At 67.1% G+C, this 12,049-nt stretch carries 11 protein-coding genes; all 11 read right to left on the reverse strand.

Annotated features, from left to right (window positions below):
• Positions 1 to 55: 55 nt before the first annotated feature.
• Positions 56 to 2,299 (reverse strand): methyl-accepting chemotaxis protein, encoded by a 2,244-nt coding sequence (locus tag ACWV8V_RS04925; RefSeq protein ID WP_259260943.1) that lies wholly within the window; start codon positions 2,297 to 2,299, stop codon positions 56 to 58.
• A 368-nt stretch (positions 2,300 to 2,667) separates the two neighbouring features.
• On the reverse strand, positions 2,668 to 4,638 hold the full coding sequence (locus ACWV8V_RS04930; RefSeq protein ID WP_259260942.1) for a chemotaxis protein CheA: 1,971 nt from the start codon (positions 4,636 to 4,638) through the stop codon (positions 2,668 to 2,670).
• Between the two features lie 46 nt (positions 4,639 to 4,684).
• A complete protein-coding gene (locus ACWV8V_RS04935; protein ID WP_259260940.1) occupies positions 4,685 to 5,050 on the reverse strand; it encodes a response regulator in 366 nt (121 codons plus the stop codon).
• Positions 5,047 to 5,355, reverse strand: a complete 309-nt coding sequence (locus tag ACWV8V_RS04940) for an STAS domain-containing protein (protein WP_259260938.1) — start codon at positions 5,353 to 5,355, stop codon at positions 5,047 to 5,049. Before ACWV8V_RS04940 ends, ACWV8V_RS04935 begins: the two co-directional genes overlap by 4 nt.
• A gap of 77 nt (positions 5,356 to 5,432) precedes the next feature.
• Positions 5,433 to 6,569 carry a chemotaxis protein CheW gene (locus ACWV8V_RS04945; protein ID WP_455899083.1) on the reverse strand — a complete coding sequence of 379 codons (1,137 nt, stop codon included), beginning with the start codon at positions 6,567 to 6,569 and terminating at the stop codon, positions 5,433 to 5,435.
• Positions 6,566 to 7,348, reverse strand: coding sequence for a ParA family protein (locus ACWV8V_RS04950; RefSeq protein WP_455899084.1), 783 nt, complete (start codon positions 7,346 to 7,348; stop codon positions 6,566 to 6,568). The genes ACWV8V_RS04945 and ACWV8V_RS04950 overlap by 4 nt, the downstream gene beginning before the upstream one ends.
• 5 nt (positions 7,349 to 7,353) lie before the next feature.
• Positions 7,354 to 8,361, reverse strand: coding sequence for a flagellar motor protein MotD (gene motD / locus ACWV8V_RS04955; RefSeq protein ID WP_259260935.1), 1,008 nt, complete (start codon positions 8,359 to 8,361; stop codon positions 7,354 to 7,356).
• Position 8,362: 1 nt separating this feature from the next.
• The gene (locus ACWV8V_RS04960) at positions 8,363 to 9,103 is read right to left on the reverse strand and encodes a flagellar motor protein (RefSeq protein ID WP_121036725.1); all 741 of its coding nucleotides are present in this window, start codon (positions 9,101 to 9,103) and stop codon (positions 8,363 to 8,365) included.
• 79 nt (positions 9,104 to 9,182) lie between these two features.
• Entirely contained in the window at positions 9,183 to 11,021 is a 1,839-nt protein-coding gene (locus ACWV8V_RS04965; RefSeq protein ID WP_455899085.1) for a chemotaxis protein CheA, read from the reverse strand.
• Between the two features lie 5 nt (positions 11,022 to 11,026).
• On the reverse strand, positions 11,027 to 11,641 hold the full coding sequence (locus ACWV8V_RS04970; protein ID WP_353087029.1) for a protein phosphatase CheZ: 615 nt from the start codon (positions 11,639 to 11,641) through the stop codon (positions 11,027 to 11,029).
• Positions 11,641 to 12,033: a chemotaxis response regulator CheY gene (gene cheY, locus ACWV8V_RS04975; RefSeq protein WP_184997074.1), complete on the reverse strand. Its 393-nt coding sequence runs from the start codon at positions 12,031 to 12,033 to the stop codon at positions 11,641 to 11,643. The genes ACWV8V_RS04970 and cheY overlap by 1 nt, the downstream gene beginning before the upstream one ends.
• Positions 12,034 to 12,049 lie beyond the last annotated feature (16 nt).

Consider the following 12,049-nt stretch of genomic DNA (forward strand, 5'->3'; position numbering starts at 1 on the left):
ACACCCCGCCGGAGCGGGGTGTCGTCGTGTCAACGATGGCGACCGTGAGGCAGGATCAGAATTCCTGCCACTCGGCGTCGTTGACCATGGCCGGTTCGCGGGTCATCGGCCGACGCGGTGCGGCAGCGCTCGGCTTGGTCGGCGTGGCACCGCGCGGTGCTGCCGGTGCGACCGGTGCGCGGGCAGCGACCGGTGCCGCGGGAGTGCGACTGTCGAGCTTGAACAAAGAGACCGCATCGGTCAGATGACCGGCCTGTTCTTCCATGGCGCGGGCAGCGGCGGTGGCTTCTTCCACCAGCGCCGCGTTCTGCTGGGTGGTTTCGTCCATCTGCACCACGGTCTGGTTGACCTGCTCGATGCCGGCGGACTGCTCCTGCGAGGCGGCGGAGATCTCGGCCATGATGTCGGTCACGCGCTGCACCGAGGCGACGATCTCGCCCATGGTGGCACCGGCCTGGTTGACCAGCTGCGAGCCTTCGGCGACCTTGCCGACGGACTCATCGATCAGGCCCTTGATCTCCTTGGCGGCACCGGCCGAACGCTGGGCCAGGGTGCGCACTTCCGAGGCGACGACCGCGAAACCGCGGCCCTGTTCACCGGCGCGGGCGGCTTCGACCGCCGCGTTCAGTGCCAGGATGTTGGTCTGGAAAGCGATGCCGTCGATCACGGTGATGATGTCGGCGATGCGGCGCGAGGAGGCGTCGATCTCGTGCATGGTACTGACCACGCGACCAACCACATCACCGCCCTGCGAGGCCACCGAATGCGCACCGATGGCCAGCTGGTTGGCCTGACGGGCATGCTCGGCGTTCTGGCGCACGGTGGAGGTCAGTTCCTCCATCGAGGCGGCGGTCTCTTCCAGGTTGGCGGCCTGCTGCTCGGTACGGCGCGACAGGTCGTTGTTGCCCGAGGCGATCTCGCCGGCCGCGGTGCTGATGCTGGAGGAGGCCTGCTGGATTCTGCCGACGATGCCGGTCAGCTGCGCGACCGTGGTGTTGGCATCATCGCGCATGGTCGCGAACACACCGTGGAACTGGCCCTGCATGCGTGCTGTGAGATCGCCATTGGCAATGGACTGCAGCAGGTGCGAGAGCTGGGTCAGGTTGCCGTCGGCCACTTCCATCATGGTGTTCAGGTGCTCGATCATGACCCGGAAGTCGTGGTCGAAGCGCATCGAATCACCGCGCTGGGTGAAGTCACCGGCAGCGGCGGCCTGGGCCAGCGACTGGATCTGCGTGTTGATCGCCAGCAGGCTGGCCTTGGCGGCATCCATCGATTCATGCAGGATCGCGCGGCTGCCCGGCAGACGACGGGCGTTCTGCGAGAGATCACCGCTGGCGTACTGGTTGAGCACCGCGATGGCATCGGTGATCGCGTCCAGATGCTCGAAGATCATCGTGTTGATGCCCACGGCCAGTTCACCGTACACCCCCGGGAAGTCCTGCGGAATGCGGTGGCTCATGTCCGGGCCGGCATGCATCTCGGCCATGCGCTGGGTTTCCACCGAGAAGCGGCGCAGCATCACGGTCATGTCGCGGGTCGCAGCCAGCATCTGGCCGGCTTCGTCCTTGCTGGTGGACTGGATGTTGACCGACAGGTCGCCACGCGAGACCGACTGGATCGCATGCACGGCCTGGGCCAGCGGGCGGGTGATGGCGCGCGCGATGACCACGCCCATGGCGGCAGCCAGCAGTGCCAGCAGCACCATGCAGGCGATGATCGCGTAGACACTGTTCTTGTGGATGACGTTGGCACTTTCCACGCGGCGTGCGATGACGCCGTTGCTGTACTCGCCCAGTTCCTTCATGGCGGCGAACAGTGCACGGCGGCCGGGGCGGGACTGCTCATCGGAGATCTGCTGCGCGCCTGCGTAGTCGCCGGCGGCGATGGCCTGCTTGATCGCGGCGTTCGCCTTGAAGTAGTCCGCATTGCGTGCGGCGACGACCTCGTAGAGTTCACGTTCCTTGGGCTCGGCCGGCAGGGCGGCATAGGCGGCCATCTCGTCCTGGACCACTTTGCCCGTGGTTTCCATCCGCTTGTTGTAGTCGGCAACCGATTCCGGCTTGTCGAGCACGGTCAACTGTGCCATTTCATAGGTGCGGAATTCACCGAGCTGGGCGCGGATTTCACCCAGGTGCTGCACCGACGGAATGTCGTTGGTACTCATCGCACGCAGCTGTTCATTGGCCTCGCCCAGGCGCACCAGGGCAAAAATGCCCAGCGCCAAGGTCATCAGCGTGGTGAGGGCGAACCCCACGGTGAGCTTTCGGGCGATGGGTAGATCGTGGAACCACTTCATGATGGGAACTCCGGGCAGGGCGTAGGCGCGCAGCCGTGGGGAACTGGGCGAGATGGCGTGGGGGGAACGAGGTGAGGCGACTGCTGCGCGACAACTATCGGTGTCGCTATTGCCGATAACGGCGGTGCATGGCTACAACTTGATAGTGCTCGTCACACTGAGTTCACATTTTTTCGGTGAACGCTATCGAAAGCGCGCGCCTTGGCGGTCGTGGCTGCTTGAAGCGGTCGCGCAAGGGGTGGTGAGGTGGTTGCTGCCTGACCACGATCACAGTTTCCCTGGGCTATGCGGGCGATCGCACGCGCGCGCAAAAACGCCGCCACTCCGGGGGAGCGGCGGCGTGTGGATGCAGTGCAGGGCAGGGGCGGTCAGGCCGCCTGTGGCACCTTGAGCGAGCGCACCAGTCCGCCGATGTCGACGATCAATGCGACGCGGCCATCGCCGAGGATGGTGGCGCCCGAGACCCCGCTGATGCGGCGGTAGTTGTTCTCGATGTTCTTGACCACCACCTGCTGCTGGCCGACCAGCTCGTCCACTTCCAGCGCGATCTTCTGGCCATCGCCTTCGACCACCACCACCAGGGGTTCTTCCTGGGAATGACCGCCGTAGCCGTAGTAATCGCTGAGCGAGAGGATCGGCAGATACTCGCCACGGACCCGCAGCACGCGGCCTTCGCCGGCCATGGTGCGGATGTCGTCGCCCTGCGGCTGCAGGGCCTCCAGCACATAGGCCAGGGGCAGGATCAGGGTTTCACCGGCGACCGACACCGTCATGCCGTCCAGGATGGCCAAGGTCAGCGGCAGGCGGATCAGCACGCGGGTGCCGTTGCCGGCCTGGCTTTCCAGCTGGACTTCGCCACCCAGGGCCTGGATGTTGCGGCGGACCACGTCCATGCCGACGCCACGCCCGGACAGATCCGTGACGGCATCGGCGGTGGAGAAGCCCGGCTGGAAGATCAGGTCCCACACCTGCGAATCGGTGGGGTTGTCCGGCACGCTCAGGCCGCGTTCGAGTGCCTTGGACAGGATCTTGTCGCGGTTCAGGCCGCGGCCGTCGTCGCTGACTTCGATGACGATGTGGCCGCCCTGGTGCGAGGCCGCCAGCGTGATCGTACCGGTTTCGTCCTTGCCGGCTTCACGACGCACGTCCGGCATTTCCAGGCCGTGATCGATCGAGTTGCGGACCAGATGCACGAGCGGATCGGCGATCTTCTCGATCAGGCCCTTGTCCAGCTCGGTGCCTTCGCCGATGGTGCGCAGGCGGACATGCTTGCCCAGGCGCGAGGACAGATCGCGGACCAGGCGCGGGAAACGGCGGAACACCGCATCCACCGGCAGCATGCGCACGCCGATGACCGCTTCCTGCAGATCGCGCGTGTTGCGCTCCAGCAGGTCCAGGCCGGTCAGCAACTGCTCGGCCTGGGCCGGATCCAGTGCATGCGAGACCTGCTTGAGCATCGCCTGGGTGATGACCAGTTCGCCGACCAGATTGATCAGTGCATCGACCTTGTCCACGCTGACGCGGATCGAGGTTTCCGCTTCATGGGCGGTGGCCGGCGCGGCGGCGCCGGCCGCCTGGGCTGCGGGAGCAGCAGGCTTGGCCTCGACCGGTGCGCTGGTGGCCAGGCTCGGCGGTGCGGCCGGACGGATGTCCAGTTCGCAGTCGTCCACGACCCAGGCGAAGGTATCTTCAATCTTGCTGCGCGGCACTTTGCCGACCAGGCCCAGGTCCCACGCCAGGTGGGCCTCGAGCGGATCGAGCTGGTCGAAGCCGGGCAGGCGCTCCATGCGGGCGGCGACCTGCAGCGAGCCCAGGTGCTCCAGCTCGCGGATGATGCGCAGCGGATCGTTGCCGCTCATGAACAGCGACGGCGCCGGCACGAAACCGATCTGCCACGCTTCCGGCGTGTCATCGACCTTGGCCGCGGCCACCGGTGCGGCCGTGGCGGCCTGGCCGGTCAGCACCGCTTCCAGGCGCGCCTTGATATCGGCCACGGACTGCGGGTCCGCCGGCTGGCCGTGTTCGGCTTCACGCAGCAACGCGCGCAGCACGTCCACCGAGGCCAGCATCGCATCGATCGCGGCCGGCTCCAGTGCGCGCTTGCCGGCGCGCAGCTCGTCGAGCAGCGTCTCCAGCACATGCGTCAGCGAGGCGATCGCGTCGAAGCCGAAGGTACCCGCGCCGCCCTTGATCGAGTGCGCGGCGCGGAACACCGAGTTGATGATTTCCGGGTCCTGCTGGCCCGATTCGAGCGCCAGCAGGCCAGCTTCCATCGCGTCCAGCCCCTCGCGGCTCTCTTCGAAGAAAGTGGCGTGGAAACGTTGCAGATCCATGCTCATGATGCGGGGTGTCCGGTTGCGAGGGGAGGGAAGGGTGGAGCGAGGCTCAGCCCAGGACTTTCTGGACGGTGGCGACCAGCTGTTCCGGGTTGAACGGCTTCACCAGCCAACCCGTTGCGCCGGCGGCCTTGCCTTCGGACTTCTTGTCCGCAGCCGATTCGGTGGTCAGCATCAGCATCGGCGTGAACTTGTATTCGGCCAGCTGGCGCAGCTCACGGATCAGCGAGATACCGTCCATGTTCGGCATGTTGACGTCGGTGACCACCGCGTTGAAGCGTTGGCCCTTGGCACGCCCGAGGGCGACCGCGCCGTCTTCGGCTTCCTCGACGGAATAGCCGGCCGAGGTGAGGGCGAAAGAGACCATCTGGCGCATCGACGCCGAATCGTCCACCACCAAGATACGTGCGCTCATGCAGCGTTCTCCACAGATTTCAGGTTGTCATGGGGTGCGTCCAGGCCGAGGGCCTGGGTGACGCCGAGCAGACGCGCGGCATCACGGAAGGTTGCGGTGCAACCGTGGAATCCGGTGGGATGCCCGGCCTTGCGGCGGGCCTCGACGAATGCGCACAGCACCTGCACCGAGGCGGTATGGATACGGCCAACCTGGCTGGCATCCAGCGTCAGATCGCCTTCCTGATCCACCAGGGGGGCCAAACGTGTTTTGAGCTCGGTGCTGGTCTCGATACCGAGATCATCACCCAGTGCGACAGTGCTCATCTTTGCTCCGGACAAACGGTTCCGAGGTCTATAACGGCCTAAACCAACAAAGCTTTAGGGGCGGTGCCGGTTGCCGCTCAGTTCAACAGCTGCGTCGCATCCAGCAGGATCATCGGCTGGGCGGTGACGCGTGCCACGCCGCGGAACAGGTCGTTGGAAATCTGGCAGATGCGCGCGGTATCGGGCGGCTCGATCTGGGAGTCGGTGAGGTTGGCGACGTCTTCCACGGCCGAGACCCGCAGGCCCATGGTTTCACCGTTCTCTTCGAGCACCACGATGCGGGTGTTGGCATCGTTGATGATCGCGCTGCTGCCCAGGTGGATGCCCAGGTCCATCACCGGGACGACCTGGCCACGCAGATTCATGATGCCGAGCATCTCCGGGGCTGTCCCGCGCAAGGGCAGCAGCGGCACCGGCAGCACCACTTCCTGGACCTTCAGCAGTTCCAGTGCATAGGCCTGGGCGCCACAGCGCAGGCGCAGCCAGCGCGAGGTGCGCTCGCTGGCACGCCGGTTCTCGCGTGGGCTGGAGGCTGGATCGCGGGCCTGCCGTTGCAGCTCCTCCCAGCTGCCAGGGCGGCTCTGGGCCAACGTAGGTGTCTTGGCGCGGATGCTGGGGGCGAGTGGCATGGCGGGCATGGCGGGCGTGGCGCGGGCGGTCGGAGCCGGTGGGGAGGCAGGGGCGGGCGCTGGCGCGGGTGCGGGAGCCGGCGGCGGCACGGGCGCGGACGGCACCACGTCCTCACCGGCGGTCATCAGGCCGCTCAACGACGGGTCGTTGCGGACTTCGTCCAGCAGGTCCTCGAAGCCCGGGGCGGGCATTGCGGCGGGTGCGACCACCGGGGCGGTCTCGTACACGACTTCCGCTGGCAGGTCGTCCCAACTGGGGCGTTGCTCATCCGCTGCCAGCGTCATCGCGCCGCTCAGTGAGGGGTCATTGCGTACCTCGTCGAGCAGGTCGTCGAAGCCCGGTGCCGGGGTGGCGGTGTCGGGCAGGGTCATCGCGCCACTGAGCGACGGGTCGTTGCGGACCTCGTCGAGCAGACCGTCGAGGACGGCAGCGGGCATCGCGTCGGTGACAACGGCGTCGGCGTCGGCGCCCGGCGTCGTGCCTGCATCGCGTGTCGCCACCGGGGCTGGTGCATCTGCCGGTGCCGGAACGGCGTCGCCGAGCAGTTGCTCCAGGTAATCATCCAATACGCCGGCAGTGTTCATGCCGCGCGCTCCATCTGCTGCGCGTCGTCGGCCAGGATCCATTCCAGCGCACGCCGATAGGCGGCCAGGCCGCGACCCGGGTAATCCTCGGACTGCGGCGGCACGGTCAGGCTGGCGGCATTGCAGATGCGGGTGTCGACCGGGATCGCATCTTCCCAGACACGCTGGCCGTGCTTGTCCTGCATCAGCTTGACGGTCTCGTTGCCGGCGCGGGTGCGGCGGTCGAACAGGGTCGGCAGGATCGACATCGGCAGCGGACGGCGGCGCGAGCGCTCGACCATCTCACCGGTGCGGACCATGCCGTCCAGCCCGTGCAGCGCCAGCGGCTCGGCCTGGGTCGGGATGATCAGGCGGTCGGCCGCGGCCAGCGCGTTGATCATCAGCAGGCCCAGGGTGGGGGCGCAGTCGAGCAGGATGTAGTCGTGCTGGCCCTGGTGGCGGGCGAGCGCGTTCTGCAGCGCCAGGCCGAGGCCGGGCTGGTTCGCACTGCGCCGCTCCAGCGTGGCCAGTGCCGCCTGCGCGCAGACGTAGTCCAGGCCGGGAATGCTGCTGTGATAGGCCAGGGTGATCAGCTCGGCCGGCGGCGCGCCGAACAGCTCCAGTACGCCCTGCGGTGGTGGATCCAGCGGCACGCCGAAGGCCCGGGTGAGCGACGAATGCGGATCCAGATCGATCAACAGCACGCGGTGGCCCTGCGTGGCCAGACCACGGCCGAGCGCGAGCGTCGTGGTGGTCTTGCCCACGCCGCCTTTCTGATTGGCAACAGCCCAGATACGCATGCGGTTCACTCCTTCATTGCAGACGGAACGGCGGCGCCAACACGGCTGCCGGCCGGCACCGGTGGCAACTGCACCGGTGCGATGGGGGTAACAGGGGGGGTACGGGTGGCGCTGGGTGCTGCGGCGGTGTCGACCGCCTCGGCATCGGCACTGAGCCGGTCGGTGATCGGATCGACGCTGGGGGCGGTGTCGGCGAGGATGATCACCATCACCCGCCGATTGCGGTTGCGGCCTTCGGCGCTGGCATTGCTTTCGCGCGGGCGGAACTGGCCGTACCCGACCATCGCCAGCCGCGCCGGCTGCAGGCCCTGGTCGGCGAACAGATGCACCACGCTGGCCGCACGCGCGGCGGAGAGTTCCCAGTTGGAGGGGAACAGCGAGGTGGCGATCGGAATGTTGTCGGTGTGGCCTTCCACGCGTACGCCGTTGGGCGCATCGCGCAGCACCTGGGCGAGGGTGGAGAGGGTGTCGCGTGCGTGCACGTCCAGCGTCGCCGAGGCGGTCGGGAACAGGATGTCGCTGTTGATCTCCACCTCGATCCACAGCTCGGTACGGCGCACGGTGATCATGCCGCGCTCGATCAGCGGGGCCAGGGTGGCAGTGAGCTTGTCGGCGATGCCGTTGAGCTGGCGCTCGGCGCGCTGCAGCTGTTCCTGGTTGCGCATGGAGACGGGCATGCGCATCTGTGAGGCCATCGCCGGCAGCAGGGTGGGGTCGTTGCTCGGCGCCGGCGCGGACGGGCCGACCTTGGTGCCGGCCTTGATCACCGAGGGGCTGTCCCAGCCGCCGCCCTGGACCTGCTGGTTGCCGACCTGCACCGGGTTGATGGTGCGCGGCGCGCCACCGAAGGCGGTGGTCAACGCATCGGCCATGATCCGGTACTTGCCCTCGTTGAGCGAGGAGATGGCGTACATCACCACGAAGAAGGCGAGCAGCAGCGTCATGAGGTCGGCGTAGGGAATCGCCCAGGCCTCATGGTTGGCATGTTCTTCGTGGTGCTTGCGGCGGGCCATGTCAGTGCAGGAACCCGGACAGGTTGGTTTCGATGTTGCGCGGGTTTTCACCCTGGGCGATGGAGATCAGCCCTTCGATGATCATCTCGCGGTCGCGGCTGTTGTGGTGGATCACACTCTTGAGCTTGGCCGACACCGGCAGGAACAGCAGGTTGGCCGAGGCGATGCCGTAGATGGTGGCGGTGAACGCCGCCGCGATGCCGTGGCCGAGCTTGCTCGGGTCGGCGAGGTTCTTCATCACCGCGATCAGGCCGAGCACGGCGCCGATGATGCCCAGCGTCGGCGCATAGATGCCCATGCCCTCGAACACCTTGGAGGCGGCCAGATCCTGGCTCTCCTGGCTGCTCAGCTCGATTTCCATCATGTGCCGGATGGTCTCCGGCTCCACGCCGTCCACCAGCAGCTGCAGGCCCTTGCGCAGGAACGGATCGTCCTGGGCATCGACCTGGGCTTCCAGGCCGAGCAGGCCCTGGCGGCGGGCGATGTTGCTCCACTCCACGATCTGCTGGATCAGGTGGCGGCGGTCGCTGCTCGGCGGCAAAATCACCCACTTGACGATCTTGAAGGCGTGCTTGAACACGGCCGGCGAGGTGTGCAGCAGGATCGAGGCGATGGTGCCGACGATGACGATCACGAAGGCGGCCGGCGACCACAGCGACGCCAGACCGGCCCCCTTGAGGATGCTGCCGCCGACCAGTGAGGCCAGCGCGAGGAAAAGTCCAATGAGGCTGAGTCTGTCCATGGGTCCGTTATCGGCTTGTGTGAATGGGACTTGAGACGCCGAAGGAATCCAGTGATGCGGCGGTCACACTTTCACGCGGTCAATCGTGGTTGGTGCGCAGCCCGTCCACGTCCAGGATCAGCGCCATGCGGCCATCACCGATGAGGGTGGCGCCGGCATAGCCACGCAGTCCGCGCAGGGCCTTGGGCAGCGGCTTGATCACCACTTCCTCGCGGCCGCGGACCTGGTCGACCACCAGGCCGAAGCGGGCTTCACCGGCCTGCAGCACCACGATGGTCAGCAGCGAGGACGGCATCGGCTCCACATCCAGCCAGTGACGCAGATCCACCAGGGCCAGCGTGTGCGATTTCCGGTCCAGCACGGCACGGCCGTCGAACCAGCCCAGGGAGGTGTTGGGGGCATGCAGCACCTCCATCACGCGGGCCAGGGGCAGGGCGTAGACGTCCTCGCCGGCCTGCACCAGCAGGGTCGGCAGGATCGCCAGGGTGAGCGGCACGCGGATCATGAAGCGGCTGCCACGGCCCAGCTCGGACTGGATCTGGATCTGACCACTCAGCTCGCGGATGCGCGACTGGACCACGTCCATGCCCACGCCGCGGCCGGAGATGTCGGTCACCTGCTGCTTGGTCGAGAAACCCGGCAGGAACACCAGGTGCAGGCATTCCTCGCTGCTCAGGCGGGCGGCGGCTTCCGGATCGATCAGCCCCTTCTCGCGCGCCTTCTGGCGCAGGCGTTCCGGGTCGATACCCGCGCCGTCGTCCTGCACTTCGATGCTGACGTAGTCGCCTTCCTGCTGCGCGGACAGGCGCACGTGGCCGCTGCGGGGCTTGCCCTGTGCTTCACGCAGCTCCGGCATTTCCACGCCGTGGTCGATCGCGTTGCGGACCAGATGGACCAGCGGATCGGCCAGCGCTTCGACCAGGTTGCGGTCCAGCTCGGTTTCCGCGCCGATCAGTTCCAGCTCCACTTCCTTCTTCAGCGAGCGTGCGACATCGCGCGCCACCTTGGGGAAGCGCGAGAACACCTTGCCGACCGGCTGCATGCGGGTGCGCATGACGGCGGACTGCAGGCGGGCGGTGGCGATGTCCAGGGTGGAGACGGCCCGGTCGAGCTCTTCATCGTGCAGGCGCGCACGCAGCGTCTTGAGCCGGTTGCGCGAGAGCACCAGCTCGCCGATCAGGTTGACGATCGCATCCAGGCGCTTGGTGTCCACGCGCACGGTGTGCTCAGCCTCGGCGACCGGCTTGTTGGGCGCGGGCTTGTTGGCGGCAGGCGCGGCGGGCGCAGCCACCGCGCGAGGCGCCGGGGCGGGTGCGGCCGTCACGGACTTGGCACCGGGTGCCGCGCCGCCGTGCAGCTGGTCGAGCAGCGATTCGAACTCGTCTTCGCTGATCATGCCGTCGTCTTTCCTGGCGGCGACGGCGGTCGGTGCGGCACCGCCATGCAACTGGTCGAGCAGCGCTTCGAATTCATCGTCGGTGATCAGCTCACCGCTGCTGGGGCCGGCCGCGGCGCTGGGGGCAGCCGCCGGGGTGGCCGGGCCGTTCACGTCGAACTGTGCGATCAGCTCCGGCGGGGCATAGCCCGGCTCGGTGCCGGCCGAGACCGAATCCAGCATCGACTGCAGGTAGTCCAGCGACTGCTGGGCCGCGTCGAAGTGATGGGCCTGCAGCGTGGCCTGGCCCGAGCGTGCCATGCCCAGGGTTTCCTCGGCGGCGTGGCACAGCTCCACCATCGCCTGGATGCCGAGGAAGCCCGCGCCGCCCTTGAGCGTGTGGAACCCGCGGAACACGGCGTTGAGCTGGTCACTGTCCTGGGGCGCCTGCTCCAGCGACACCAGCTGTTCGCCGAGGCGATCCAGGATCTCCTGGGCCTCGAGGATGAAGTCGGCAGCGATATCGTCTGGAACAGCACTCATGATCGTTAAAGTCCCAAATCGGAGAGCAGGTCGTCAGCGTCGACCTGTGAAACCTGGTGGCGGTCCAGACCGGTTACGGCCGGGCCGGCCAGGCCGTTGTCACGCTTGTGCGCGGTGTCGTCCTGCGGCGGCAGCCCGAGTGCACCGAAGCCCTCATGCACGCGACGCACGATGCCCACCACGCGGCGGATGATCTGCCCGGTGAGATCCTGGTAGCTCTGGGTGAGCGCGATCTCGGTCAGGTTGTGGCGGATGCGGTCCAGCTGCTGGTCCTGGTCGGCCGTCAAGCCATTGGCGCGCAGCTGCTCGGTGAGCGTGCGGCATTCTTCGGCCAGGTCCAGGGTGCGGTGGGTGGCCTGTTCGGTCATCGCCACCACGTGATCCAGGCGCGCGCAGGCATCGTCCAGTTCGCCGGCTTCGCTGGGCAGGCTGGGCAGCTCGCCCAGTGCCTGGCCCAGCTCGCGGGCGAGCCGGTTCAACCCGGCCATCATCGGCTGGGTGCGCAGCGCGGCGAGTGCGTCGATTTCCTGACGCCACGCGGCTTCGTCACCCGATTCCAGCGCGGCCAGTGCATCCTGCAGGCGCTGCACCAGCGCTGATTTGTCGCTCAGGGTTTCCATCAGGCGCTCGCCGCCAGACGCTCGAAGATCTTGCCGAGCTTTTCTTCCAGGGTCTGGGCGGTGAACGGCTTGATGATGTAGCCGTTGACGCCGTTCTGGGCCGCTTCGATGATCTGCTCGCGCTTGGCTTCAGCAGTCACCATCAACACCGGCAGCGTCTTGAGCTTGGCGTCGGCGCGGATGGCCTTGAGCAGGTCGATGCCCGTCATCACCGGCATGTTCCAGTCGGTGACCACGAAATCGAACGGCTGGCTCTGCAACAGCATCAGCGCGGCATGCCCGTCCTCGGCTTCGGCCGTGTTGGTGAAGCCCAGATCGCCCAGCAGGTTCTTGACGATACGACGCATGGTCGAAAAATCGTCGACGATCAGGATACGCATGTTCTTGTCCAAAGCTCTTTCCTCGGTC

This window comes from Stenotrophomonas sp. Ker107b (genome assembly GCF_053847245.1).

Excerpts from the sequence above, each read along its gene's own strand:
- ACWV8V_RS04925 (WP_259260943.1), bottom strand. The coding sequence starts at position 2,299 with ATGAAGTGGTTCCACGATCTACCCATCGCCCGAAAGCTCACCGTGGGG.
- ACWV8V_RS04930 (WP_259260942.1), bottom strand. The coding sequence starts at position 4,638 with ATGAGCATGGATCTGCAACGTTTCCACGCCACTTTCTTCGAAGAGAGC.
- ACWV8V_RS04935 (WP_259260940.1), bottom strand. The coding sequence starts at position 5,050 with ATGAGCGCACGTATCTTGGTGGTGGACGATTCGGCGTCGATGCGCCAG.
- ACWV8V_RS04940 (WP_259260938.1), bottom strand. The coding sequence starts at position 5,355 with ATGAGCACTGTCGCACTGGGTGATGATCTCGGTATCGAGACCAGCACC.
- ACWV8V_RS04945 (WP_455899083.1), bottom strand. The coding sequence starts at position 6,569 with ATGAACACTGCCGGCGTATTGGATGATTACCTGGAGCAACTGCTCGGC.
- ACWV8V_RS04950 (WP_455899084.1), bottom strand. The coding sequence starts at position 7,348 with ATGCGTATCTGGGCTGTTGCCAATCAGAAAGGCGGCGTGGGCAAGACC.
- motD (WP_259260935.1), bottom strand. The coding sequence starts at position 8,361 with ATGGCCCGCCGCAAGCACCACGAAGAACATGCCAACCATGAGGCCTGG.
- ACWV8V_RS04960 (WP_121036725.1), bottom strand. The coding sequence starts at position 9,103 with ATGGACAGACTCAGCCTCATTGGACTTTTCCTCGCGCTGGCCTCACTG.
- ACWV8V_RS04965 (WP_455899085.1), bottom strand. The coding sequence starts at position 11,021 with ATGAGTGCTGTTCCAGACGATATCGCTGCCGACTTCATCCTCGAGGCC.
- ACWV8V_RS04970 (WP_353087029.1), bottom strand. The coding sequence starts at position 11,641 with ATGGAAACCCTGAGCGACAAATCAGCGCTGGTGCAGCGCCTGCAGGAT.